The sequence below is a fragment of the Streptantibioticus silvisoli genome (genome assembly GCF_027947535.2).
GTDB lineage: Bacteria > Actinomycetota > Actinomycetes > Streptomycetales > Streptomycetaceae > Streptantibioticus_C > Streptantibioticus_C silvisoli.
In genome coordinates, this window is sequence record NZ_JAAGKO020000024.1 from 47047 (window position 1) to 71287 (window position 24241).

Sequence of the window (24241 nt, forward strand, 5' to 3'; positions counted from 1 at the left end):
GTACGGCGGAGGGGCTCTGACACGGTGGAGTGGCCTCGGCACGGCGAAGGGCCCGCCCCGCCGAGGAGTGGCGGGACGGGCCCCGGTGCGGTGTCCGGTGCGGGCGGCGGGTCGCGGTCGCGGTGCGCCCGGTCCGCCCGCCCGGTGCGTCAGCGGTCAGTGGTCAGCGACCCGTGGTCGGCCGTCGGTCGTCGGCCGTCAGAGCGTCCACTGCTCGTTGGCCCCGCCGTTGCAGGGCCACAGTTCCAGGCCCGAACCGTTGGGGTTGGTGGTGCCGGTGACGTCCAGGCACATCCCGGACTGCACGCCGGTGATGGTGCCGTTGCTGTTGATGTTCCACTGCTGGTTGGTCTGGCCGTTGCAGTCGAACATCTCGACCGCCGTGCCGGCCGTCGTCTGGTTGTTGTAGGCGTCGAAGCACTTGCCCTCCAGCACCAGGGTCTTGGCCGAGGCGTTGGAGACGACGTTCTGGTTGGCGTGGCCGTTGCAGTCCCACACCTCCAGCTGGGTGGTGTTGTAGGTGGTGCCCTGCGGGGAGTCGACGCAGCGGCCGGACAGCTTGCTGACCATCGGGGCGCCGATCGTGCCGTGCCCGGCGGCCGGGGTGACGCGCAGCAGGCGGGACCCGTGGCTGGGCAGCGACGCGGTGAAGGAGCCGCTGGAGGAGCCGAGGTCGGTGTGGCTCCACAGGTCGCGGACCGCCGCGCTGCCGGTGAAGCCCAGGTCGGACCAGTTGGCGGTGACGTTGGCAGTGGAACCGCTCAGGTTGAACAGGCCGACGGTGTACGTGCCGTCACCGTTGTCGGCCCACCAGGTCTGCTGCTGCGCGCCCTGCACCACCGGGTGGGCGGGGTGGCCGGCCCGGTCGACGCCAAGCACCTCGTCGTTGGTCAGCAGCGCCAGGTCACCGGAGTCCATGTGGGTCAGGTCGGTGCCGAGGGTCAGCGGGGCCGACGAGATGGCCCACAAGGTCATCTGGGTCTGGCGCTCGTCGGGGGTCAGGCCGGTGCTGGTGCCGTTGCCGACCTCGATGGAGTCCGGGTCGCCCCAGCCGCCGGGGCCGTCGTAGCGCACCCAGGCCGGCAGGTCGTTGAATCGCTGGGAGACGTTCGACCAGTTGGTCAGGGTGCTGCAGTAGCACTCGACGTCGCCGTCGATGCGCCAGCCGTTGGCGTTCGTCTCCCAGGTCGTCCCGTTCTTGACGTCCAGGGAGTTCGACAGCTGGAAGTGAATGGTCCGCCCGGACTGCTTGAGCGCCGTCGACCACGCCTGGACGTCGGCGATGTCGGAGTCCCCGACGCCGTCCATCTTCAGGTAGTCGACGCCGTAGGAGGCGAGCAGGTCGGCCCACGAGTTGACGTACGCCTGCGCCGCGGCCGGGTTCTTGGAGTAGTCGATGTAGTACATCGCGCCGTTGCCGAAGTTGTAGTTCGCCTCGTAGCTGCTGGTGTTGGAGACGATGTCGCGCGCGTGGTACGAGGTGCCCTGGATCGGGGTGTTCTGGTTGTACGCCGCCACCGGGATGCCCGGCGTCAGGTACATGCCGAACTTCTCACCCAGACCGTGCACGTAGTTGGCCACCGACGCCATGCCGTCCGGGAACCGGCTGGTGTCGACCACCCAGCGCCCGTAGGAGTCGACGTTGGTCGAGGGGTTGAGGTAGTAGAAGTCGTCGATGTTGACGTAGGTGTACCCGTGGCTGACCAGGCCGGTCGACGACATCGCGGCGGCCTGCGCCTCGATGTTCGCCTCCGTCGGGTTGTTGCGGATGAAGCTCCAGCTGCTCCATCCCTCCTGCGGGGTCGCGGCGGCGCCGTTGCCCTCGTCCGGGGTCACCGCGGCGGCGGTGCTCGCGGCCGGGGTCGCCGCAGTGCTGGTGCCGGCGGCCTGGGCGGTGGGCGCGGTCGCCACGCCCGCTCCGTACAGGAAGGAGACGAGCAGGGCGGCCACGGCGAGCACGCACAGCCGGCCTCTCTGCCGGGGGCCGCCTCTGTACCGGAGCCATTGCTGTATCGAGGAAGTCATGAACACTCCTTGCATGGCGCATGCGGGTGAGGGGAGGGGCGCGGGAATGCCCGACGACCCCCGAGCGAACGTGTTGCATAGTGATTGCCCTTGAGTAAACGAGTCAAGACATATGACAGAAAGTCAAAGATCCAAACACAAAGCACCAGCATGGCGGTTACTCGCCCACCACGCCACGGGCCGCACCGACGAGCGCCGGCCCCTGCGGCCAGGCCTTCGCGGCCCGCGCGGACCCGGTACGGATCGGCCCATTCTCCGCGCGGTCGCCGAAAGAGAACGGTTCGGCCCGGACGCCGACGTCGACCGGCGGCCTGCCCGGTGAGCGCCCCGCCGCGCCGATATCGACCGGCGGCCTGCCCGGAGCGCGGCCTGCGGGAACCGTGTCGCCGCCCGCCGGGTGAGCGGGGCCCGGACCCCGGTGCCGGAAACCGTCGTCGGCCACGCCGCACGACGGTTCGGCGGGCTGCCGCCCCTGTTGCGCGCGTCGGCTCCGGCGCCGCCGCCTCCACCCCGCGCGCGCCGGTTCCGGGAGCCGGTTCTCGCGTCGGCTCCGGCGCCCGGTCCACCGCGACGTGCGCGGCAGCGTCATACCGTCCGGGTCAACTACGTGCCCTGGCAATGTAGTTACGTGCAGGGCACTACCATCGGAATGACTCTGCGTGTCCCGGCCGGGGCGCCCGCGTGATTGGAGACGACATGGCCGACGAGTCCATGGCCTGGGCGATGAGGCCGCCGCGCCCGCCCAAGGAACTGTCCGACAAGAAGGCGCACAGCGCCCGGATGTACGACGTCTACCTGGGCGGGAAGACCAACTACCCGGCGGACCGCCAGGCGGCGGAGCAGGTCAAGACGGTCTGGCCGACGGTGCAGATAGCGGCGCGGGCCAACCGCTCCTTCATGCACCGCGCCACCGGAGTGCTGGCCCGCGACCACGGCATACGCCAGTGGCTGGACATCGGCACCGGCATCCCCACCGAACCGAACCTCCACCAGGTCGCCCAGAGCATCCTCCCGCAGGCCCACGTGGTGTACGCCGACCACGACGAGATCGTGCTCGCCTACGCCCGCGCGCTCATGGACAGCACCCCCGAGGGCCGGACCGCCTACGTCCAGGGCGACCTGCGCCACCCCCAGGACATCCTGACCGCGCCGGACCTGCTGGACACCCTCGATCTGGACCAGCCGGTCGCGCTGAGTCTCAACGCGGTGCTGCACTTCATGACGGACGACGACCGGCCCTACGACATCGTGGCCACCCTGCTGGACGCGCTCCCCTCCGGCAGCGCCATCGCGCTCTCCCACTGCACGCCGGAGTTCGAGCCCGAGACCTGGGCCGGTATCGCCGACATCTACAACAACGGCGGCACTCCGGTGCAGTTCCGCACCAAGCCCGAGTTCGAGCGGTTCTTCGACGGCCTGGACCTGCTGGAGCCGGGTATCACCGTGTGCCATCGCTGGCGCCCGGACGGCGGCCCCGAGTCCGAACTGACCGACGGCGCCGTCAGCCTCTGGGGCGGCGTCGCGCTCAAGCCGTAACCCGGCCACGGTTCCCCCGGCCGTAGGCGTACGGCCGGGGCCGCGCCGGGGTGGCGCCGCGCTCAAGCCGTGATCCGGCCACCCCCGCGAGCCGCGCCGGCCCGCACCGTCCGCAGCCGTTCCGCCCTCTCCGCCCCACCTCCGGCCCCGCGTCCGCCCGCACCACCGCGTCCGCCTCCGCCCGCGTCCCCCGTGCCCACCCCGCGCCCACCCGTCCCGCCGAAGGCGCCGTCACCGGGGCGGGGGCCGGACGGGCGGCGCCGGACAGTACGTGGGGATCAAAACCGTCGAGCCGGGTAGGCCCACCAGCAGGACAAGGCTGACGAACGGAGATCGCCATGGCGGAATTTCTGACCGATATCAAGGTCATCAGGGAGCGGGCGCGCCAGGAGATCGGCAAGGGGCCCATCACCGACGCCTACGGTGCCGACCTGCAACGCGTGCTCCAGGTCCTCAACGAGGCGCTGGCCACGGAGATCGTCTGCACCCTCCGTTACAAGCGGCACTACTACACGGCGACCGGCCTGTACTCCGAGCCGGTGGCCGCGGAGTTCCTGGAACACGCCGGCGAGGAGCAGGAGCACGCCGACCGGCTCGCCGAGCGCATCGTCCAGCTCGGCGGTGAACCGGACTTCAACCCCGACACCCTCACCAGCCGCTCGCACGCCGAGTACGACGCGAGCGCCGGGCTGGTGGAGATGATCAAGGAGGACCTGGTGGCCGAACGGGTCGCCATCGCCTCCTACACCGAGATCGTCCAGTGGCTGGGCACGGGCGACCCCACCACCCGCCGGGTCTTCGAGGACCTCCTGGCCCAGGAGGAGGAACACGCCGACGACCTGCGCGGCCTGCTGGAACGACTCCCGAGCGACCTCGGCGGCAGCTGACCCCGAACCCCGCCGCGCCCCCGGCCCTCCCGCGTGGCAGGGGCAGCGGTGACCACGACCCGGGCAGCGGTGATCCACGGCCCGGGTGGCGATGAGGGCGGCGACGTCGGTCGGCACCCCGGTCCGGATCCGCGACGCGGTACGGCGACGCGGACCCGCGAAGCGGCACGCGAACCCCAACCCGCGCCCGGCGACGTGGCCCCGGGACCCGGACCCGTGACGCGTCACGGCGACCCGGTCCCGGAGTCGTAAAACATGGCACGGTGACGCGGACCGGCCGGCCGTTGGGGCGGCCCGGCGTTGAAGCGGCTGTGGTCCGGGGAGCGTTCGTCAGGGCTGGTCGCCGGCCGGCAGGCCCACCCCTCCCAGGACGGTGAGGTCCGTGCGGTGCGGTGGGGCCGACAGCAGGGCGAGGACGTCGGCGGGGGCGGGGGCGCCGGCCGGCGGGGGAGCGGCGAGGGCGGCCCGGGCGTCGTCCTCGGCCCGCCAGACCTCGGTGACGCGCACGGTGTCGGGGTCGGCGGCGTCCTGGCCGATCAGGTAGATCTCGCAGCCGGCGCAGCCGCGCAGCCCCTCCGCGACCCGCAGCAGCAGGGCGGCGAGTTCGCCTCCCCGGCCGGGGAGTGCGGTCATGGTCATCAGCCGGCCGATCATGACGCCGCCAGGGTGGAGATGCAGAACGGGTGGCCGGCCGGGTCCAGCAGGACCCGCCACCGGTCCGGGTCCGGCTGGCCCGGCGGCTCGACGGCGCCCAGCGCCAGCAGCCGGGCCTGCGCGGCGTCGAGGTCGTCCACACCCAGGTCGAGGTGGGCCTGCTTCTCCCGGGAGGGATCGGGCCAGGTCGGACGCTGGTAACCGGCCAGCCGGCAGAAGCCCAGCGCGGGCGAGCCCGGCCGGCCGAGCAGGACGAAGTCGTCGCCGGAGTGCAGGACCGGCAGGCCGAGCGCTTCGCCGTAGAAGCGGGCCAGGACGGCGGGGTCCGGGCAGTCGAAGGTGACGGCCGCGTAGCGGATCGCGGGGACGGGCGCCGTCGCGGTGTTCGTGGTCGTGGTGCTCATGGGGAAGACGTTAGGACGCGACCAGGACAGATCCGGTCCTGGTCATGGAGGACACTTCGGAAGGTGATCAGCACCTCCGCCCGCCTCCTGCGCCTGGTCTCGTTGCTGTCCGCGCGGCCGGCGTGGACCTGCGCCGAGCTGGCCGCGCGGATGGACGTCACCGAACGCACGGTCCGCCGGGACGTCGCCCGGCTGCGCGAACTCGGCTACGGCGTCGAGTCCGACCCCGGCCCGTGGGGCGGCTACCGCCTCGGCGGCGGGTCCCGGGTGCCGCCGCTGATCCTGGACGACGAGGAGGCGCTCGCCGTCGCCGTCGCCCTGCGGGAGGCGGCGCTCAGCGGTGTCCTGGGCGGTGACCAGGCCGCGCTGTCGGCACTGCTGAAACTGCGCCAGGCGCTGCCGCCCCGGATCGCGGACCGGCTGGGCGCGATGGACGCCGCGTTCGTGCACGTCCCGCGGTCCGGCGAGCGGCAGATCGCGTCCGGCACGTTGCTGGAGCTGGCCTGCGCCTGCCGCCTGGGCGAGCGCGCCCACCTGTCGTACCGCGACCGGGAGGGGAAGGCCACCACCCGGGACGTCGACCCGTACCGCCTGGTGCGCAGCGGCCGCCGCTGGTACTTCGTGGCCCGCGACGTGGCCCGGGGCGAATGGCGGACGTTCCGGGCCGACCGGGTGGAGCGGATCCGCCCGACCGGCCGGGCCGCCGAACTCCTCGACCCGCCCGATCCGGTGCTGCTCGTCTCCCGTTCGATCGCGACCGGCCGGTACCCGCTGTACACGACGGTCCGTCTGCCGCTGCCCCTGGACGAGGCCCTGCGGCGGGTCCCGCCGACGGTCGGCTCCCACCGCCCGGACGGGCCCGACGCGACCACCGTCGAGATCGGCGGCCCCGACGCCGACGGCCTCGCCCGCTACCTCCTCGGCCTGGGCACCGCACTGCGTGTGCTGTCGCCCGACTCCGTACGGGAGGCGCTGCTGCGCCGGCTCCGGGAGATGGCGGCGCAGAACGAGTAGCCGCGGCGCCGTCGGCCGGGGTGCCCCGGCCGACGGCACCGCGCGGTGCCGTCAGCAGTGGTTGGGCACGTTGCCGTTCTCGTTTCCGTGCAGCGCGCCGCCCCACACGTAACCGAACCCGCCGGCCCGCAGGGCCAGCTTCACCCAGTGGTCGGTGGTGACCGGCGGGTCGTAGAAGGTCTGGGTCTTGCCCGTCGTCCAGCAGACGCCGGGGTAGGAGGAACCGGCGTACGCGGTGCTGAGGTTGGTGGAGTCGTTGGTGGGCTGCGACCAGACGCCGGCGGTGTGCCACATGGTCACGGTGGTGGTGTCGGGCCGCTGGGGTGCGGCGTTCGCCGGGACCGCGCTGGTGACGGTCGCCAGCGCGGCGGCCGCGAGGATTCCCGCGATGACATGGTGGTTGGGCATGTGATCCCCCTTGATGCGTTGTGGGTTGGCTGTCGCCTTGCATACGTATTGCGGTGGTTCGCCGTATGACGCCATCCTGTGTGACCTGCGTCACATCACCTGGAGGGTCGATCGCTCCTGCGCGGCGTCGCAGTCCGGTACCGGGGTGGTGTTGCGCGTACGCACCCCCGGCAGCCAGCCGCGGACACCGGCCGCCGTGGCCACCAGGTACCAGCGCCGGGAGGTGATCCCGCTCTCGTCCAGCACCAGGGTGCCGTCGGTGACCACGCAGGTCACCCCGAGCCGGTCACCGTGCCACACCTCGCCGGCCCCGTTGCCGGCGGCCGCGTACCGGCCGTGCGGGTCGCGGGCCAGCCGCAGCGCGCACTCCATCGTGCGCAGCGCACGGCAGGGCGCCTCCGCGTTGTAGACGGTGAGCGTCGGCGCCGGCCGGACGGCGGCCTGCGAGCCGGGCGGCCGGATCAGCAGCCGGCAGCCGATCGCCAGGACGCAGACCGCCACCACCGCGGCCACCACCCACCCCGCGGTCCGGTGCCGCTGCCCCGGCCCGCCCGCCGCGGCCGGCGCCGCGGTGACGCGTTCGAACAGCCCGGCGGGGACCGTGATCTCCCGGTCCGCCGCCAGCAGCCGCTCGCGCAGGGCGGCGGTGTCGGTCAGGTCGTCGGACGACCATCCGCTGCGCATGTTCCCCTCCCGTTCCCGGCGTTCGGATTCCCGGCGCTCGAAAGGCGGCGTTCCGTCAGCACGCCGCGCAGCTTGTCCAGCGATCGCGCCCGGGTGCGCGAGACCGTGCCGCGGTGCAGGCCGAGGATCTCGGCGGCCTGGTCGATGGTGTAGCCGTCGAGGTCGACCAGCAGCACGACGGCGGCCTGCCGCACCGACAGCCGGCTCAGCAGCCGCACGACCTCCAGCTCCGCCGAGCGCCGCTCGATCTCCATCCCCCAACCGCCCCCGCCGCCGACCGGTGGCGCCTGAGCCTCCGGCTCCGCGAGCGGCACCTGCCGCCGCTCGCGCCGGAAGCCGTCGCGCACCACGCTGGTCAGGGCGGCGAACGCGTAGGCGTACGGCTCCGGGTGCGCCAGGAAGCGCTCGGGCCGGGCCGCCAGCTTCAGGTACGTCTCGTGCACGGCGTCCTGCGCCGTCTGCCCCGCCAGCAGGGAGGCCCGCCGGTACAACCGCGGCAGCAGCCCGCAGAACCGCTCGTCGAACGTGGCCGCGGGAGTGGCGTCCTGCCGCTTCTCCACGGGCGTCCCTCCCCCCATCCGGTCTGTGACAAGGACCCGCACGGCACCGGACCACCGGTCACCGAACGGACGATCCGTGCCGTTCCGTCAGCGTGCCGGACGAACCCGGCGACGGGGTGCCGGACGAAGCCGGTGTCCCCGGGACGGCGGAGCGGCCGTCCGGCGCCGCGCGCCCCCGGACGGCCTCGCGCGCGCCCCGCCTGAACCGCGCGCCCCCGAATGGCGGGGCGCCCGGAGCTCGCGGGGCGGGGCCGATGCCGGTGACCGGGCGGGCGCCGCCGAGCTCCCCGACGCCGGTCAGGCCAAGGCGTCCGACCGCCGTCGTACAGGCGGCGGCGGGGGCGGGACGGGTCGGGGCCCGGCGTCGGGGGAGCGCTTGACGCGGTGTCACACGGTTTCCACAAGATGGCGTCCTACGGTCTTTCGTGTACGAACCGACGCACGGGCAGGGGGAACGCCTGCCCAAGGAGGATCGACACGATGAAGATCACTCGCAAGCTCGGCCGGCGCGGCACCGTGGTGACCGGGATCGTCCTCACCGGCGCGCTGGTCGCCGGCGGAGCGACCGCCTTCGCCGCCACCTCGGACTCCGGCTCCGCCGCGAAGACCCCGGCCGCCGGCCAGCAACAGGCCAAGACCGCCAAGCACCCCACCGCCCGCCAGCGCAAGCTCCGGCGCGCCCTGCGCCGCGCCGCCCTGCGCGGCGTACACGGCCAGGTCACGGTGCACGGCAAGAAGGGCACCTACGTCGTGCGCGAATGGCAGCGCGGCAAGGTCACCGCGGTCGACGGCTCGAAGCTGACCGTCAAGAGCACGGACGGCACCAGCTGGACCTGGACGGTGGACAAGGGCGCCAAGGTCACCCGGGCCGGCAAGAAGATCACCGAGTCCGCGGTCCACAGCGGTGACACCGTCCTGCTCACCGGCCGCCGCAGCGGTTCCGCGAACGACGCCGGCCGGGTCTTCGCCCCCTCGGCCGCGCAGGTCGCCGCGATGCAGAAGCGGGCCGCCGCCCACCACAAGTCCGCCGGCTGACCCGCCCGCCGCTCAACCGTGGCCCCTCCCGTCCGCCGGGAGGGGCCACACCGCGTCTTCGCCGCTCCGGCCGCGGCGGCGGGCCCGCGTGGGGGACACCCGCCAGCTCGCCGTCGCCCTCCCCGAACGCCTCGCCTGCTGACGTGACGGCGAAGGAGAGGCCCAGTCGTGGTGGCCGGCCCGGGCGGCGGAACGGGGGACCGCCGCCGCACGTGAAAGGGCGCGGGAACGTTGTTCCCGCGCCCCCTCATGGGCACCGGTGCGGTGCGCCGGCCCGGCAGGGCCTCAGCTCAGCGCGAACTTCTGCGCGGCGGAGCCGTTGCAGTCGTAGATCTGGAGCCGGGTGCCGTTGGCGGTCGCGCCGTTGGGCGAGTCCAGGCACCGGCCCGACTGCGGGTTGAGCAGCGAGCCGTCGGACTGCTGCTGCCACACCTGTCCGCCCGCGCCGTCGCAGTCCCACAGTTCGACCTGCGTGTTGTCGGCCGTGCCGTTGCCGTCGATGTCCAGGCAGCGGCCGAGCGTCTCCAGCGTACCGTTGGCGTTGTGGTACCAGTGCTGGTCGACGGCCCAGGACTGGCAGTCCCACAGCTCCACCGCGGTGCCGTCGACGCCGGTGTCGTCGGACAGGACGTCGGTGCACTTGCCGCCCGGGCCGGCGATCGGGCCGCCGCCGTTGACGGAGAACTTCTGCGCGGCGGAGCCGTTGCAGTCGTAGATCTGCAGCAGGGTGCCGTTGGCGGTGGCGCCGCTGGGCGAGTCCAGGCAGCGTCCCGACTGCGGATTACGCAGGGAGCCGTCGGACTGCTGAACCCACTTCTGGCCCCCCACGCCATTGCAGTCCCACAGCTCGACCTTCGTCCCGTTGGCCGTGCCGTTGCCGTCGATGTCCAGACAACGCCCCAGCGTGCTCAGGGAGTTGTCGGAGTTGTGGGTCCAGTGCTGGTCTTCGGCGTAGGTCTGGCAGTTCCACAGTTGGACGGCTGCGCCGTCGACGCCGGTGTCGTCGGCGGCGACGTCGACGCATTGTCCGCCGGGGCCGGTGATGGTGCCCTGGGGGCCGTTGGGGATGTTGGTCTCGCCGGTGTAGCCGACGGAGACGATGTTGGCCTGGACGGCGTTCTCGGCTGCGTCGGTGGGGTAGCCGGCGACCATGACGCCTTCGAAGAAGGTGCCCATGTTCCAGTTGCTGTTGTCGCCGCCGGTGCCCAGGATGATGCCGCCTTCCTGGTGCATGGGGGTGTAGCCGCCGCGGGTGGGCAGGGCGCCGTTCCACCAGGTGGACAGGTTGCCGCTTTGGGAGTTGCCGCCCTTGATGGCGTAGGTGGTCTGTCCGTTGTTCTTCAGTACGGCGGTGACGAAGGGGGTGTTGTTGCCGGCGTTGGCGGTGTTGGAGCCGTTGTTCCCTTGGAACATGCCGTTTTCCATGTCGGCCTCGACCCAGGGGCCGTTGCCGGTGCAGGGGGAGAAGTAGCAGGTGGTGGCGATGCTGACGGCGTCCATGTGGCCGTTGCCGGTGTCGGCGGGGGTGCTTTCGGCGTTGCCGTAGTCGAAGCAGCAGGCGGAGCCGACGTGGGTGCCGCTGGCGACCATGTAGGCGCCTTCGGCCTGGCCGTTGGTGGCGGTGCCGGAGGCTGCGCCGTTGGAGCGGTAGCCGACGCCGGGGGAGATCCAGATGCCGTAGACCTTGTGGCCGCCGGCGGTGACCGACAGTTCGGCGGCGTCGGCGCCGCGGTCGGCGCCCATGCCGGAGGTGCCGGCGGGGCCGGGGTTGAGGTCGTTGTGGCGGGAGGTCTGGTCGTAGATCTTGGTGATGCGGCAGGTGGTGTTGGCGCAGAAGGTGTCCTGGGCTGCGGCGTTGGCGTAGCCGCCGGTGGCCAGCAGGCCGATGTCGGTGGTGGTGTTGTCGGAGGCCCGGGTGACTTGGTAGAGCGGGCCGTCGTAGGCGGAGAACAACGCCCGGGTCGTGCTGTGCGCGGCGACACACGGGGTACCGGCGGCCGCGTAGATGTCACACGGCAGCGAACCGGCGGCCTGCGCCGCGCCGGGAAGACTGATCAGGGCGCCGAGCACGACCGCGAGGGTCGCCACGGCGGACAGCAGGGTTCTCCAGTACCGGCGGGCCGGTCCGGCCGCGCTGCCCGGCACGGTTCTCGGGCCGGCGGATCTCTTTCTGCGCATGGTGTGCTCCTGAGGGAGGAATGGAGCTTCAACTCGTCTCCGCGGCCGCTGAGTTCACGCCGCTCGACGACTCGCTCGGAAGTTACGCGCAATGGTCGATTAGGGCAATATTTGTTGCTTTTATTTTCCACTCTTCGTTCCACTGTCCGAATCTGTTGTTTTCCTACCGCTGCCGGGCCTGCTGACCGGGGTTGCTGCGGGACTGCTGCGGGGTCGCGACCGCGGCCGGATCGGCGATCACACCAGGTCGGGGGAGCGCAGCTGCTCGGTCCAGATGCACTTGCCCGAGTCGGTGTACCGGGTGCCCCAGCGGTGGGACAGCGACGCGACGAGTTGCAGGCCGCGGCCGCCCTCGTCGGTGTCGGACGCGTGCCGGACCCGCGGCGTGGTGAGGCTGTCGTCGGAGACCTCGCAGATCAGCGTCCTGCCACGGATCATCCGCAGCCGCGCCGGTCCGCTCGCGTGCCGCACCACGTTGGCGACCAACTCGCTGACCAGCAGTTCCGTGGTCATGGCGAGGTGGTCGAGGGACCAGGCGTCCAGCTGGTCCCGTACGTGCTCGCGCGCCTGGCCCGCCGCGACCGGGTCCTGCGGGAGCTCCCAGCAGGCCACGTCGCGCTCGGGCAGCCCGTGGGTGAGCACGGCCAGCACGGCGGCGTCGTCGGTGCGCCGGCCGGGCGGCAGCACACCGGAGGTGAGGCTGTCGCAGAGCACGCCCAGCGGAACGCCGCCCGGCTCCCCCGGCCCCGGGCCGTCCGGCCGGCCGGCGATCCGCGCCGCCAGCCGGTCCATGCCGGCCTCGATGCCGCTGCCGGGCGCCTCGACCAGGCCGTCGGTGTAGAGCACGAGCAGGCTCTCCGGCGGCAGGACGGTCTCGTTGACCGAGAACGGCGGCACTCCCGCGCCCAGCGGCGGATCCGGCTGCATCTCCAGGAAGCGCACCGTGCCGTCGGGCAGGCGCACGGCCGGCGGCGGATGCCCGGCGCTCGCGTACGCCAGCGAGCGGTTCGTCGGGTCGTAGACGGCGTACAGGCAGGTGGCGTACGCACTGTCGCCCAGGTCGGCGACCATGACACCGAGCCGGGCGAAGAGCTCGTCGGGCGGTATCTCGGGGTCGGTCAGCGTACGCACGGCGGTCCGCAGCCGCCCCATGGTGACCGCCTCGGTCAGCCCGTGGCCCATGACGTCGCCGACCACCAGGGCCACCCGTTCGGCCGACAGCGGGATCACGTCGTACCAGTCGCCGCCCACCTGGCTGCCGGTGTCGGCCGGCACGTAGCGCGCGGCCGGGGTGACCGCGGGCAGGGCCGGAAGGGTCTGCGGCAGCAGGCCCCGCTGGAGTTTGTCGGCGCGCGAGTGCTCCTCGTCGTAGAGCCGCGCGCGCTCCAGAGCATGGGCGACCAGGCCGCTCAGCGCCATCAGCAGGGTGCGCTCCTCCTCGCCGAGCGTGCGGGGCCGGTCGAAGCGCAGCACGCAGCAGCCGGTCGGCCGGCCGGAGGCGATGAGCGGGAGGAAGAGCCAGGACTCGCCGTCCACCGACGAGACGTCCATCGACGGGTGCGCGGCGTCGAGTTCCTCCCGCGAGGCGATGAGCTTCGGCACCCGGTCGCGCAGCGCGTCCCCGGCCGGCCCGGGGGCGGTACCGCTCATGGTGGAGAACCGCCCGCCACGGCCCGCCAGCGCCTCCGCGCCCCCGTCGCCGGGCCGCAGGCCCTCCTCGACCAGCAGCAGCCGCAGGTCGGCCGCGCCCGTCAACGGCACGATGCCGTCCGCCGTCACCCGCACCACGTCCTCCACCGTCAGGGCCTGGGCGAGCGCCCCGGTCAGCTCCGCGAGGCGGGTGGCCCGTTCGGAGCGGACGTGGTCGGCCCGCGCGCCCTCGATCGCCTGGGCCCGGCGCGCGGTGATGTCGGTGAAGTACACGGTCAGGCCGCCGGGCACCGCCACCAGCCGCATGTGGTACCAGCTCCCGGTGCCGGGCGCGCGCACCTCGAAGCCGACCGCGGTGCCGCGCGCGACCGCCTGCTCGTAGCGCTCCGGGAGCCCGAAGGAGGCGGTGTCCGGGGCGGCGTCCCACAGCACCCGGCCGAGTAGCCGTCCGTCGGCCCCCAGGACGCGTTCGGCCTCCACGTTGCAGTAGACGACCCGCCACTGGTCGTCCACGGCGAGGAAGGCGTCCGACATGTGCCGCAGGGCGCGGCTGACCGAGTCGAGTGCCTGCCGTGTCCCGGTGGTCTCCCACACCGTGCCGCTCATGCGCCGGACCTCGTCGTGCGCGCCGAAGGTGAGGTATCCGCGCGCCTCCAGCCAGATCACCGCGCCGTCCGGCCGGCAGATCCGGTATTCGAGGCTGTAGGCGTTCCGGTGCCGGATCGCCCGGTCGACCTCGGCGAGCACCCCGGCCGCGTCGTCGGGATGGATCAGCCCGACCCACGTCTCGACCCGGTCGTCGAAGTCCTCGCGCGGCAGTCCGAAGACCTCCAGCGCCGCGTCGTCGGCGATCAGGCGGCCCGTTCCCACCTCCCACTCCCAGGCGCCCACGTCGATGGCCCGCATGGCCCGCAGGAGCTGGGAACCGGAGGGTTCCTGCCACCAGGTGGGGCGCGCGGTCTCCGCGGTGCCGCGCGAACGCCGCAGCCGGTCGCCGATCCGGTCCGCGAACCGCCGCAGGAAGTCCTCCGACGCGGCGTCGGGCGGCTCGGCCGCGGAGGTCAGTACGGTGAGCACCCCGAGCGGCGAACCGGTCGTCGTCACCGGTACGGCGACCAGCGCGGTCCCGGTCGGCAACCGCCCGCCGTCCTCCCCCTCGCCGTTCTCGCCATCGCCCTCGGCCCCCTCGCCGGCCCGCCGCCCACCGTCCACCCGAGCGCCGGCCGCCGTCCGCACGATCCGCCGCTCCCGAACGGCCCTGGCCGGCGTCGCGGCGTCGGCCGCGCCGAGCTCCTGCCACGGCTCCGCCAGCCGCCGCGGAAGGCCGCAGACGGCCGCGAGCCGCAGATCGCCGTCCGCGCCCTCGCCGACGTGCGCCATCCCGCCGACCCCGCCGAGGAAGGCCACCGCCTGATCGATGGCGAACGACCAGACCTCCCCGTCGGCCAGACCGCCGGCGACGGTTTCGACCAGGCGCAGCCGGGCGGCCTCCCGGTCACCGAGCCGGCGGCCGGTGCTCGCGCGCTGCTCCGTCACTGTCGACTCCTCGGCGTCACCAGGCTTGTCATCCGTGGAACCAGAGGTGCAAAAGATGCATATCTGACTATACGGGTGCCGACCGTCCGAGGTACGGGAAACGGCTGCCGGTCATCGCGCGGGGCTTCGGGGGGCAGCAGATGGCGCATGTGCGCGGATCTTCATCGGACAGATGCCCCGTGACACCGGCCAGGTCGTGAACGAACCGGGCGACTGGCGGTGGCCCCGGCGTGTCGGGCCGGAGTCGCGTTGCCGGTTTGCGAATTCGTTGACTGGTCGTTGTGAATGTCAACGGTCTAGGTTCTGCCTGTTGATCATGGTTTTCGTAGCCAGAGGACGAGTGAGGCGAGGTGGAGCCCGGCGAGGTAGCGGTCGGCGAGTTCGTCCGAAGCGGGTGGCGACGGCGCGGAACTGATTGAGGCGGCAGAAGCAGCGTTCGACGACGTTGCGGGCCTTGTGGCTTTCGGTGTCGAACGCGGGTGGCCGTCCGCCGACGCAACCGCGCCGCTTGCGGTTGGCGATCTGGTCGGCGCGTTCGGGGATGACGGCCCGGATGCCCCGGCCGCGCAGGGCGATGCGGATCGCGCGGCTGGAATAGGCCTTGTCGGCCAGGACCTGCGGCGGACGGGTTCTGGGCCGTCCGGTGGTCGACCGGGGGACGCGGACGGCGTTCATCAGGGTGTCGAAGACGGTCGAGTCGTTGACGTTGCCGGGTGTGACCGTGATGGCCAGTGGCAGGCCCCGTCCGTCGGCGGCCAGGTGGACCTTCGTCGTCAGTCCGCTGCGGGAGTGTCCGAGCGTCTGGCGAGCCTGCGAGCGTGACGGATCTTCCAGTTCGTCCCCGGTACTCGCCCCCTTTTGCGGGCGCCGGCAGCGTGCCGGTGGGCACGGCTGATCGTGGAGTCGGCCGAGACCGTCCACTCCACCGCCCCGACCGCGTCGTCTCGGACCTGGGCGTGCTCCAGCAGCCGGGCCCAGGTGTCGTCCGCCTCCCAGCGCGCGAACCGCTCGTACACGGTCTGCCGGGGACGGTAGCGTTTCGGCAGGTCACGCCAGGGCACACCGGTCCGCAGCCGCCACAGCACCCCGTCGATCACCTGCCGGTGATCACGCCACGGACGCCCCCGCCCGTCCGCCGTCGGCAACAACGGCGCTGTCCAACCCCATGCCGCATTGGTCAATTCACCATGACCAGCCACAGGTCCTAGTGACGCCAGAGACTGTCCCCTTGACGGCTATGGGCGCCATTCCTGCTGGTGGGCGGGGTGTTCGGCGTATGACTGGCCAAGGACTCGCAGCGCGTATGCCAGGCCGGCCGGGCGGGAGTCCGAGGGGTCCATGGCTTTGTAGCTGTTCGCCAGTTGCTCGATCAGGTCGAGCATGGGGAGATGGCTGTCGAGAAGGGCCTCGCCGCTCAGGGTGCCGGCCGCGTAGGCGTAGGCGTGGTTGTCGTCCATGATGCGTGCGACGAGGAACTCCAAAAGATCGTCCATGCGGCCATCTCGCGGGTGAGGCGCTTCGGTGGTCGAGCGGCTGTCCGGATGAGGATGGCGGCGAGGTGGCGTGCGGCCTGTTGGGCGATGGCGAGCTTGTCCGTTCGCATGGCCGGGCCGCGCGATTGCTTGAGGCGGTTGATGTGCCGTTCGGCAGGGTTGCGCTGCTTGTATGCCTCGGCGTCGAAGGGCGGTGGGCGGCCTCCGTCGCGGCCTCGCCGCAGCCGGTGGCCGACCTGGTCGGACGGCCGGGGGACGACAGCGCGGATTCCGCAGCGCCGGAGGTGATTGCGGGTCGCGCGGGCTGAATGCGCACGGTCCGCCAAGGCGGCATCGGGTCGGCCTGGTCCGCTTCGCGGAACACGGATGCTGGCCATGACAGTCTCGAAGGAGGAGGCGTCACCCACCTGGCCTGCGGTGACGCGAAGGGCCAGGGCCCGTCCACCGCTGTCGCCGGCGAGGTGAACTTTCGTACTCCGGCCGTCGCGGGAGCGTCCGGGGGCGTGATCGTCAGGTTCGGCCCCGGCCCGGCGCCCCTTTGTCCTGGCACCGGCACCGCTGTCCTGGCACCGGCACCGCGCTGGTGAGCCCGGCAGACGGTGGAGTCCACCGAGACGGTCCAGCCGTTGTCGGCATCAACGTCGGCCGCTGCCAGAACTGCGGCGAGGACACGCTCCCAGGTGCCGTCCATGGCCGACCCGATCAGGCGTTCATGAGCGGTCCGGAACGAGCCGAGCTCGTCCGGCAGGTCCCGCCAGGGTGAGCAGGTGCGGTACTTCCACGCGACGGCTTCCAGGGTTCGGCGGTGGTCGGCCCAGCGCCGACCGCGGACCGGATCGGCCGCCATCAGCGGCTCGATCCGGTCCCACGTCGCATCAGTGATCGTTGATCGGACAGATACATCCGATCAACTGACCAACCGATCAAAGAGGCACGCTCTAAGTCATTGTCGAAGTCAACGACCAGTCAACGGTTTCGGCGCATAGCGATGCGCTGTCGGCCCGACACGCCGCAGTCCACCGGTGGCAGGACGGTCGGGAGAGGCCGAAGCCGGCTCAGCCCCGCGTGCCTCTGGTCTGCCGGGACAAGGTCTCGCCGTCGGGGTGTCCGGTGCCGGGGGCGGTGTCAGGCGGTCGGTTCGACGTCCGCCGGCGCCGGGGAGCCGGTCCCGGCCCCGGCGGGCGTCGGCTCCGGCTCCAGCTCCCCCGGTGGTCGGTCGGCCGCGTGGTCGATGCGGCGCAGCGCCGGCAGCATCGCCAGTCCCAGCAGGACGGTCGGCGCCCCGCCGACGACCAGGGTCCAGCGGCTGCCGAACTCCTCGGCGACCCAGCCGATGACGGGCCCGCCGACCACGGTGGTGCCACCCCAGGCCAACGCCCACATGGCCATCACGCGTCCGCGCATGGAGGGCGCCGCGGCCAGTTGCAGGGCGGTCTTGGCGTAGGAGTTGAACGTGATGCTGCCGTAGCCGACGAAGAGCAGCGCGACGCACTCCAGCGGCAGGTCCGGCGCCAGCGCGGCGGCGAGGATCGCGACGCCCCAGCCGATCGAGGCGCCCGCCAGGCTGGCGGCCCGGCGGCGCCCGCCCCGGGAGGCCGCCACCAGGCCCCCGGCCACCGCGCCGGCGGCCATCACCGCGGCCATGAGCCCGTAGATCCCCGCCCCGCCGTGGAACGCCCCGCGTGCCACCAGCGGCAGGCTGATGGGGAACTCGTAGGCCAGCGTGCCGGTGATCGTCACCATGAGCAGCGGCAGGAACAGCGCGGGGGTGCGGCGGGCGTAGCGCAGGCCCTCGCGGACCTGCCCGCCGGCGCGCGGGACCCGCCCGGCGGAGTGCATCTGCGAGGCGCGCATCAGGGCGAGGCTGACCAGCACGCCCGCGAAGGAGACCGCGTTCAGCGCGAACGCCGCGGACAGCCCCACGGCTGCCACCAGGGTGCCGCCGACGGCCGCGCCGATGACCCGCGACAGGTTCACCGACACCGAACTCAGGGTCACCGCGTTCGACAGTTGATCGCGCGGCACCAGCTCGCCGATCAGGCTCTGCCGCGCCGGGTTGTCGAAGACCGTCAGGCATCCCGCCACCAGCGAGAGCACCATGACCAACGGGAACGTGGCCGCGTCGAACGCGGTGAGCGCGGCGAAGACCGCCGCCACCACCGCCGACGCCGACTGCGTCACGTACAGCAGCCGCCGCTTGTCGGCCCGGTCCGCGATGACGCCGCCCATCGGGCCGAGCAGGACGAACGGCAGCAGCCGCACCGCGCTCGCCGCGCCCAGGTCCGTGCCGCTGCCGGTCAGTTTCAGCACCAGGAACGCCAGGGCCATGGTCTGCATCCAGGTGCCGGCGACCGACACGGTCTGGCCCCAGAAGTACAGCCGGTAGTTGCGCACCCCCAGCGACGACACCGCGCGGCGCAGAGGCGGACGGCGGCGGCCGTCCGCACTGTGCGGGAGCGCCCGCGCCGGTATCGCCATCACGCTCCCTCGTCCGGCGTCCGGGAAGGGGAGCCGCCGGTGTGGCCCGGCGCGACGGGTTCGAAGTGCGAGAGCCGTTCCATCAGCCGGCCCGCCTCGGCCAGCACCCGCTGTTCGTCCTCGCTGAGCACGGCCTCGACCGCGCGGCCCAGCCAGGTGTCGCGCTCGTCGCGGAACCGGGCCGCCAGCTCCAGGCCCGCGTCGGTGACCGACAACCGCACCCGCCGCGCGTCCCGCGGGTCCTTGCGCCGGTCCAGCAGGCCGGCGGACTCCAGTTCGCGCAGTGCGGCGGCGACGTTCGAACTGGTCATGCGCATCTCGTCCGCCACGTCACGGGGGGAGATCTGCGGCCTGCGCCCCACGGTCCCCAGCACCTGCGCCGCCGGCCGCGACAGACCGCGCACCGACACCGCCTCCTGCCGCAGGCGCCGCTGCAACGACTTCATCCGCATCCGGAACAGGCCGACCGACTCGTCATCCATAAGCGCTATATTACATAGCTATTGACATAGCTTCGCAGGTGATGTCTTCGCGGGGCCCGGGGGACGGCTCCGGCGATGGGTCCCGTGCGGCTGCGCGGCCGGGCCGGTGCGGCGTCCCCGCGGTGGCCACGTCGGCGTGGGGCAACACCTGCGGCGCCGCGGTGGCCATTTCGGCGCCGGGGAACACCTGCGGCGCCGGCCCGGGAGTTACCCTCTTGCGTCAACGACCTCCAGCCCCGAGGAGCCCGAGATGTCGGAGACCAACGAGAAGGCCGCCGTCCTGACCGCTCACGTGCTCCCCGTGGCGACGCGCCGGGGTGCCGCGCAGGTCGGTGGTCAACTCCCGGGTAGGGGAGGCTGGTTGGCCCCCGGGGGGAGAGCGGGTGCGGAGGTGGGGACCGGGTCCGTCGGCGTCTCCGGCGGCCCGGCGTGACGGCCGGCGTCCCGGTGGCGGGCTCCGGGCTGCGATTCTGCGCCAATCTGGGCTGGCTGTTCGGCGAAGTGCCGTTCGAGCAGCGCTTCGACGCCGCGGCGGCGGCCGGGTTCACCGGTGTCGAGTACGGATCGCCCTACGAGTACGCGCCGGCGGACCTGCGGCGGTGGCTGAAGGACGCGGGGCTGCGCCAGGTGCTCGTCAACAGCCCGGTGGGGCCCGCCGGTTCAGCCACCGAGGGGGGAACGGCCTGCCTGCCGGACCGGATCGGGGAGTTCCGCGACAGCGTCACGAAGGCACTCGACTACGCCGTCGAACTGGACTGCCCGCTCGTCCACCTGCGGGCGGGGACGCCTCCCGCCGGCCTCCCGCGCGACGCGGCGTTCGCGCAGTACGTCGCCAACGTGGACTGGGCAGCGCGGCTGGCCTCCACCGCGGGGGTCCGGCTGGTGCTGGAGGCGATCAACTCCCGTGACCTGCCGGGCTATCTCCTGCAGACCCAGGAGCAGTCCGCGGCGGTCGTGGCGGCGGTCGGCGGTGACGGGGTCGGCATGCTCCTCGACCTCTACCACTGCCAGATGAGCCAGGGCGATCTCAGCACGCGGCTGGAGACGTTCATGCCGCTGATCGCCCATGTGCAGGTGGCGGACGTCCCCGGGCGGGCCGAACCGGGCAGCGGCGAGATCGCCTGGGCCTTCGTCTTCGACCGCCTGCGGACCCTGGGCTACGCGGGCTGGATCGGCTGCGAGTACACCCCCGCCGGCGGCACCGCGGACGGGCTCGGCTGGCTGACCCGGTTCACCGCGCCCCGCGACGACTCGGCGCACCCGTAACGACGGGACACGGCGGCAGCTCCGGCCCCCATCTCACCGTCGACCCGGCGCCCTGCCACCGTCGCCCCGGCGCCCGACCCCGGCGCCCGTCCGGCCCCGGTCGCACGTCACCCGTGGCCCGGCACCCCCGCCCGGCACCCGCACCCCCGCCCGCCCCCGGCCTCCCGCCCGGCTCCCGTCACCGGGAAGCGGGAAGCGGGAAGCGGGAAGCGGTGGAAGCGGGAAGCGGGAAGCGGGAACCGGGAGTCGGGAGCCGGGCGGGCGCGGTCGTCAGGCGATCTCGATCAGCAGGTCGCCGGCCTCGACCTGCTGCACCGGGCCGATGGCGAGCCGGCCGACCGAGCCGTCCCGCTGGGCGGTGATGGACGCCTCCATCTTCATCGCCTCGATCGTGGCCACCGTCTGCCCGGCCGAGACCCGGGCGCCCTCCTCCACCTGGAGGGTGACCACGCCGGCGAACGGCGCCGCGACGTGGCCCGCGTTGCCGGTCTCCGCCTTCTCCGCCGCCTTCACGCTCGTCGCGATCGACGTGTCACGCACCGACACCGGCCGCAACTGCCCGTTGAGCGTGGCGACGACGGTGCGCAGGCCGCGTTCGTCCGCCTCGGAGATGGCCTCCAGCTCGATCAGCAGGGTCACCCCGGGTTCCAGCGTGACGGTGTGCTCGTGGCCGGGTTCCATGCCGTAGAAGAAGTCCTTCGTGGGCAGCACCGAGGTGTCGCCGTAGGCCTCGCGGTGGGCGGCGAACTCCTTGGCGGGGCCGGGGAACAGCAGGCGGTTCAAGGTCTCGCGCGGGGTGTCGCGCAGCCCCTGGCGGTCCTCGTCCGACAGCTCGGGCGGCGCCGGGCGGGCGGCGCGGCCGCGCAGTGCCCGGGTGCGGAACGGCTCGGGCCAGCCGCCGGGCGGGTCGCCCAACTCCCCGTTCAGGAAGCCGACCACCGAGTCCGGCACGTCGTACTTGCCCGGGTCGGACTCGAAGTCGTCGGCCGCCACCCCCGCGCCGACCAGGTGCAGGGCGAGGTCGCCGACCACCTTCGACGACGGGGTGACCTTCACCAGCCGGCCCAGCATCCGGTCCGCTGCCGCGTAGCAGTCCTCGATCAGCTCGAAGCGGTCGCCCAGGCCCAGCGCGATCGCCTGCTGGCGCAGGTTGGACAGCTGGCCGCCGGGGATCTCGTGGTGGTAGACGCGGCCGGTCGGCGACGCGGTGCCGGACTCGAACGGCGCGTAGACCTTCCGCAGCGCCTCCCAGTACGGCTCCAGGTCGCAGACCGCCCGCAGTGACAGCCCGGTCGCCCGCGGGGTGTGGTCGGTGGCCGACACCAGCGCCGACAGCGACGGCTGGCTGGTGCCGCCCGCCATCGACGCGACCGCCGCGTCCACCGCGTCGACTCCCGCGTCGATCGCGGCGACCAGAGTGGCCAGCTGACCGCCCGCGGTGTCGTGGGTGTGCAGGTGCACCGGCAGGTCGAACCGTTCGCGCAGCGCGGTCACCAGTGTGCGGGCGGCCGGCGGGCGCAGCAGGCCGGCCATGTCCTTGATGGCCAGCACGTGTGCGCCGGCCTCCACGATCTGCTCGGCCAGCCGCAGGTAGTAGTCCAGGGTGTACAGCTGCTCGGCCGGGTCCGACAGGTCGGCGGTGTAGCACAGCGCGACCTCCGCCAGCGCGGTACCGGTCTCGCGGACCGCGTCGATGGCCGGCCGCATCTGCGAGACGTCGTTGAGCGCGTCGAAGACCCGGAAGACGTCGATGCCCGTCCTGGCCGCCTCGGCGACGAACGTCCGGGTGACCTCCGCCGGGTAGGGCGTGTAGCCGACGGTGTTGCGCCCGCGCAGCAGCATCTGCGCGCAGATGTTGGGCACCGCCTCGCGCATCGCCGCCAGCCGCTCCCACGGGTCCTCGGCCAGGAAGCGCAGCGCCACGTCGTACGTCGCGCCGCCCCAGCACTCCAGGCTCAGCAGCTGCGGCGCGGTGTGCGCGACGTGCGGTGCGACGGCCAGCAGGTCCCGGGTGCGCACCCGGGTCGCCAGCAGCGACTGGTGGGCGTCGCGGAACGTGGTGTCGGTGACGGCGACCGCGTCCTGGGCGCGCAGCCGGGCGGCGAACGCCTCCGGGCCCAGCTCGGCCAGCAGTTGCCGGGAGCCGTCGGGCGGCGTGCCGCTCCCCAGCAGCAGGCCGGGAACGTCGGGCAGCTTCTCGACGGGGTCGATGACCTGCGGACGCGGGCCGTGCGGCCGGTTGACGGTCGTCCCGGCGAGGTAGCTGAGGATGCGGCTGCCGCGGTCCGCCGACGGGCGGGCCCGGATCAGGTCGGGGTGGTCCTCGATGAACGCGGTGTTCAGGCGGGCGGCCCGGAAGTCCGGGTGGTCGAGCACGGCGCCGAGGAACGGCAGGTTGGTCGCCACGCCGCGGATGCGGAACTCGGCGATGGCCCGCCGGGCGCGGCGGACGGCGTTGCCGAAGTCGTGGCCGTGGCAGGTGAGTTTGACCAGCATCGAGTCGAAGTGCGCCGAGACCTCGGCGCCGGTGTGCACCGTGCCGCCGTCCAGCCGCACGCCGGGACCGCCGGGGGAGCGGTAGGCGGAGATGACGCCGGTGTCGGGGCGGAAGCCGTTGGCCGGGTCCTCGGTGGTGATGCGGCACTGGAGCGCGGTGCCGGACAGCACGATCTCGTCCTGCGTCAGGTTCAGTTCGGGCAGCGTCGCCCCGGCGGCGATCCGCAGCTGCGCGATGACCAGGTCGCGTCCGGTGACCTGCTCGGTGACGGTGTGCTCCACCTGGATGCGCGGGTTCATCTCGATGAAGACGTGGCGGCCCTGCTCGTCGACCAGGAACTCCACGGTGCCGGCGTTGACGTAGCCGATGTGCCGGGCGAACGCCACGGCGTCGGCGCAGATCCGCTCGCGCAGCGCGGGGTCGAGGTTGGGGGCCGGCGCGATCTCGACGACCTTCTGGTGCCGCCGCTGCACCGAGCAGTCCCGCTCGTACAGGTGCACGATGTTGCCCGCGCCGTCGGCGAGGATCTGCACCTCGATGTGCCGCGGGTTGATCACCGCCTGCTCCAGGAAGACGGTCGCGTCACCGAACGCCGACTCCGCCTCGCGCATCGCCGCGTCGATCGCCTCGCGCAGCGCCTCCCGTTCGGCGACCCGCCGCATGCCGCGCCCGCCGCCGCCGGCCACCGCCTTGACGAACAGCGGCAGCCGCATGTCCTCGGCGGCGGCCAGCAGCGCCTCCACGTCGTCCGACGGCTCCGAGGAGCCGAGCACCGGGACGCCGGCCTCCTTCGCGGCGGCGACGGCCCGTGCCTTGTTGCCCGTCAGGTGCAGTACCGGCGCCGGGGGACCGACGAAGGTGATGCCGGCGTCGGCGCAGGCCGCGGCCAGGTCCGGGTTCTCCGACAGGAACCCGTAGCCCGGGTAGACCGCGTCGGCGCCCGCCAGGCGGGCGGCCTTGACGATCTCCTCCACCGACAGGTACGCCCGCACCGGGTGGCCGGGTTCGCCGATCCGGTAGGCCTCGTCGGCCTTCGCCCGGTGCAGGGAGTTTCGGTCCTCGTGGGGGAAGACGGCCACCGTGGAGATGCCCAGTTCGAACGCCGCACGGAACGCGCGGATCGCGATCTCCCCGCGGTTGGCGACCAGTACTTTGCCGAACATCAGACTCCCTGGGGATCGCGGGCGGGCCCGGCCGAAGATTGCCCACGGACAGGGCGTGAACCGAACTGTCCCTGGGATATCCCCATGTTTCCTCGATTCACGTACCGAAAGTGCCGCCGGTACCCGAATGAGGCGTTCCTCACCCCGCGGGATTCCGGACCGGGGATATGGGCTCTGATCAGGGCCGTGCCAGGAGGCGGAGGACCGTCCGGCACGCCGGCACGCCGTTCACGATTGCCGGCCGCGCCTCCCCCGTTCGGCCTCTCTTGCGTTACGGGTCGTCAGATCGCT

17 protein-coding genes and 2 pseudogenes are annotated in these 24241 nt (G+C 72.8%); 5 read left to right on the top strand and 14 right to left on the bottom strand.

The features are described from left to right. Nucleotides 1-198 precede the first annotated feature (198 nt). Nucleotides 199-2025, bottom strand: coding sequence for a glycoside hydrolase family 27 protein (locus POF43_RS17495; RefSeq protein ID WP_271325352.1), 1827 nt, complete (start codon nucleotides 2023-2025; stop codon nucleotides 199-201). A 696-nt stretch (nucleotides 2026-2721) separates the two neighbouring features. On the opposite strand from POF43_RS17495, the gene POF43_RS17500 reads away from it, so the two are divergent. Both POF43_RS17500 and POF43_RS17505 read left to right on the top strand, forming a co-directional pair. Beyond that, nucleotides 2722-3561: an SAM-dependent methyltransferase gene (locus tag POF43_RS17500; RefSeq protein ID WP_372516056.1), complete on the top strand. Its 840-nt coding sequence runs from the start codon at nucleotides 2722-2724 to the stop codon at nucleotides 3559-3561. A gap of 338 nt (nucleotides 3562-3899) precedes the next feature. Continuing rightward, complete coding sequence (locus POF43_RS17505; protein ID WP_271326119.1) at nucleotides 3900-4448, top strand: ferritin-like domain-containing protein; 549 nt, start codon at nucleotides 3900-3902, stop codon at nucleotides 4446-4448. A gap of 330 nt (nucleotides 4449-4778) precedes the next feature. Here POF43_RS17505 and POF43_RS17510 read toward each other — a convergent pair whose 3' ends face one another. Then, nucleotides 4779-5087, bottom strand: a complete 309-nt coding sequence (locus POF43_RS17510; RefSeq protein WP_282704642.1) for a putative quinol monooxygenase — start codon at nucleotides 5085-5087, stop codon at nucleotides 4779-4781. 11 nt (nucleotides 5088-5098) lie between these two features. Further along, the gene (locus tag POF43_RS17515; protein WP_271325399.1) at nucleotides 5099-5506 is read right to left on the bottom strand and encodes a VOC family protein; all 408 of its coding nucleotides are present in this window, start codon (nucleotides 5504-5506) and stop codon (nucleotides 5099-5101) included. A 63-nt stretch (nucleotides 5507-5569) separates the two neighbouring features. Between POF43_RS17515 and POF43_RS17520 the strand changes: the two genes are divergently transcribed. Beyond that, on the top strand, nucleotides 5570-6520 hold the full coding sequence (locus POF43_RS17520; RefSeq protein WP_271317756.1) for a helix-turn-helix transcriptional regulator: 951 nt from the start codon (nucleotides 5570-5572) through the stop codon (nucleotides 6518-6520). Nucleotides 6521-6571: 51 nt separating this feature from the next. Here the strand turns inward: POF43_RS17520 and POF43_RS17525 are convergent, their stop codons facing one another. The 3 genes from POF43_RS17525 to POF43_RS17535 form a co-directional block, all read right to left on the bottom strand. Then, nucleotides 6572-6928 (bottom strand): hypothetical protein, encoded by a 357-nt coding sequence (locus POF43_RS17525; protein WP_271317755.1) that lies wholly within the window; start codon nucleotides 6926-6928, stop codon nucleotides 6572-6574. A 90-nt stretch (nucleotides 6929-7018) separates the two neighbouring features. Beyond that, nucleotides 7019-7612: a hypothetical protein gene (locus POF43_RS17530; protein WP_271325400.1), complete on the bottom strand. Its 594-nt coding sequence runs from the start codon at nucleotides 7610-7612 to the stop codon at nucleotides 7019-7021. Next, nucleotides 7582-8172 (bottom strand): RNA polymerase sigma factor, encoded by a 591-nt coding sequence (locus POF43_RS17535; RefSeq protein ID WP_271325401.1) that lies wholly within the window; start codon nucleotides 8170-8172, stop codon nucleotides 7582-7584. The genes POF43_RS17530 and POF43_RS17535 overlap by 31 nt, the downstream gene beginning before the upstream one ends. Before the next feature lie 480 nt (nucleotides 8173-8652). On the opposite strand from POF43_RS17535, the gene POF43_RS17540 reads away from it, so the two are divergent. Then, nucleotides 8653-9207, top strand: a complete 555-nt coding sequence (locus POF43_RS17540) for a fasciclin domain-containing protein (protein WP_271318623.1) — start codon at nucleotides 8653-8655, stop codon at nucleotides 9205-9207. 285 nt (nucleotides 9208-9492) lie between these two features. On the opposite strand, the gene POF43_RS17545 is transcribed toward POF43_RS17540, so the two are convergent. From POF43_RS17545 to POF43_RS17575, 7 genes and pseudogenes are all read right to left on the bottom strand, one after another. Continuing rightward, nucleotides 9493-11385: an arabinofuranosidase catalytic domain-containing protein gene (locus POF43_RS17545; RefSeq protein WP_271323662.1), complete on the bottom strand. Its 1893-nt coding sequence runs from the start codon at nucleotides 11383-11385 to the stop codon at nucleotides 9493-9495. A 237-nt stretch (nucleotides 11386-11622) separates the two neighbouring features. After that, nucleotides 11623-14571, bottom strand: coding sequence for a SpoIIE family protein phosphatase (locus tag POF43_RS17550; protein WP_271323661.1), 2949 nt, complete (start codon nucleotides 14569-14571; stop codon nucleotides 11623-11625). A gap of 314 nt (nucleotides 14572-14885) precedes the next feature. Beyond that, nucleotides 14886-15770: pseudogene (locus tag POF43_RS17555) on the bottom strand (IS5 family transposase). A gap of 36 nt (nucleotides 15771-15806) precedes the next feature. Then, nucleotides 15807-16064, bottom strand: a complete 258-nt coding sequence (locus POF43_RS17560) for a DUF6221 family protein (protein WP_271323660.1) — start codon at nucleotides 16062-16064, stop codon at nucleotides 15807-15809. A 32-nt stretch (nucleotides 16065-16096) separates the two neighbouring features. Then, a pseudogene (locus POF43_RS17565) lies at nucleotides 16097-16911 on the bottom strand (IS5 family transposase); the annotation flags it as partial. A 278-nt stretch (nucleotides 16912-17189) separates the two neighbouring features. Then, a complete protein-coding gene (locus tag POF43_RS17570) occupies nucleotides 17190-18542 on the bottom strand; it encodes an MFS transporter (protein WP_271323659.1) in 1353 nt (450 codons plus the stop codon). Next, the gene (locus POF43_RS17575; RefSeq protein ID WP_271323658.1) at nucleotides 18542-19024 is read right to left on the bottom strand and encodes a MarR family winged helix-turn-helix transcriptional regulator; all 483 of its coding nucleotides are present in this window, start codon (nucleotides 19022-19024) and stop codon (nucleotides 18542-18544) included. The genes POF43_RS17570 and POF43_RS17575 overlap by 1 nt, the downstream gene beginning before the upstream one ends. A gap of 429 nt (nucleotides 19025-19453) precedes the next feature. Between POF43_RS17575 and POF43_RS17580 the strand changes: the two genes are divergently transcribed. Beyond that, a complete protein-coding gene (locus POF43_RS17580) occupies nucleotides 19454-20290 on the top strand; it encodes a hydroxypyruvate isomerase family protein (protein ID WP_271316844.1) in 837 nt (278 codons plus the stop codon). A gap of 270 nt (nucleotides 20291-20560) precedes the next feature. Here the strand turns inward: POF43_RS17580 and POF43_RS17585 are convergent, their stop codons facing one another. Then, nucleotides 20561-23950: a pyruvate carboxylase gene (locus POF43_RS17585; protein WP_271312187.1), complete on the bottom strand. Its 3390-nt coding sequence runs from the start codon at nucleotides 23948-23950 to the stop codon at nucleotides 20561-20563. Nucleotides 23951-24241: the final 291 nt, after the last annotated feature.

Coding starts and splice junctions, on each gene's coding strand:
- POF43_RS17495 (WP_271325352.1), bottom strand. CDS start 2,025: ATGACTTCCTCGATACAGCAATGGCTCCGGTACAGAGGCGGCCCCCGG.
- POF43_RS17500 (WP_372516056.1), top strand. CDS start 2,722: ATGGCCGACGAGTCCATGGCCTGGGCGATGAGGCCGCCGCGCCCGCCC.
- POF43_RS17505 (WP_271326119.1), top strand. CDS start 3,900: ATGGCGGAATTTCTGACCGATATCAAGGTCATCAGGGAGCGGGCGCGC.
- POF43_RS17510 (WP_282704642.1), bottom strand. CDS start 5,087: ATGACCATGACCGCACTCCCCGGCCGGGGAGGCGAACTCGCCGCCCTG.
- POF43_RS17515 (WP_271325399.1), bottom strand. CDS start 5,506: ATGAGCACCACGACCACGAACACCGCGACGGCGCCCGTCCCCGCGATC.
- POF43_RS17525 (WP_271317755.1), bottom strand. CDS start 6,928: ATGCCCAACCACCATGTCATCGCGGGAATCCTCGCGGCCGCCGCGCTG.
- POF43_RS17530 (WP_271325400.1), bottom strand. CDS start 7,612: ATGCGCAGCGGATGGTCGTCCGACGACCTGACCGACACCGCCGCCCTG.
- POF43_RS17540 (WP_271318623.1), top strand. CDS start 8,653: ATGAAGATCACTCGCAAGCTCGGCCGGCGCGGCACCGTGGTGACCGGG.
- POF43_RS17545 (WP_271323662.1), bottom strand. CDS start 11,385: ATGCGCAGAAAGAGATCCGCCGGCCCGAGAACCGTGCCGGGCAGCGCG.
- POF43_RS17560 (WP_271323660.1), bottom strand. CDS start 16,064: ATGGACGATCTTTTGGAGTTCCTCGTCGCACGCATCATGGACGACAAC.
- POF43_RS17570 (WP_271323659.1), bottom strand. CDS start 18,542: ATGGCGATACCGGCGCGGGCGCTCCCGCACAGTGCGGACGGCCGCCGC.
- POF43_RS17575 (WP_271323658.1), bottom strand. CDS start 19,024: ATGGATGACGAGTCGGTCGGCCTGTTCCGGATGCGGATGAAGTCGTTG.
- POF43_RS17585 (WP_271312187.1), bottom strand. CDS start 23,950: ATGTTCGGCAAAGTACTGGTCGCCAACCGCGGGGAGATCGCGATCCGC.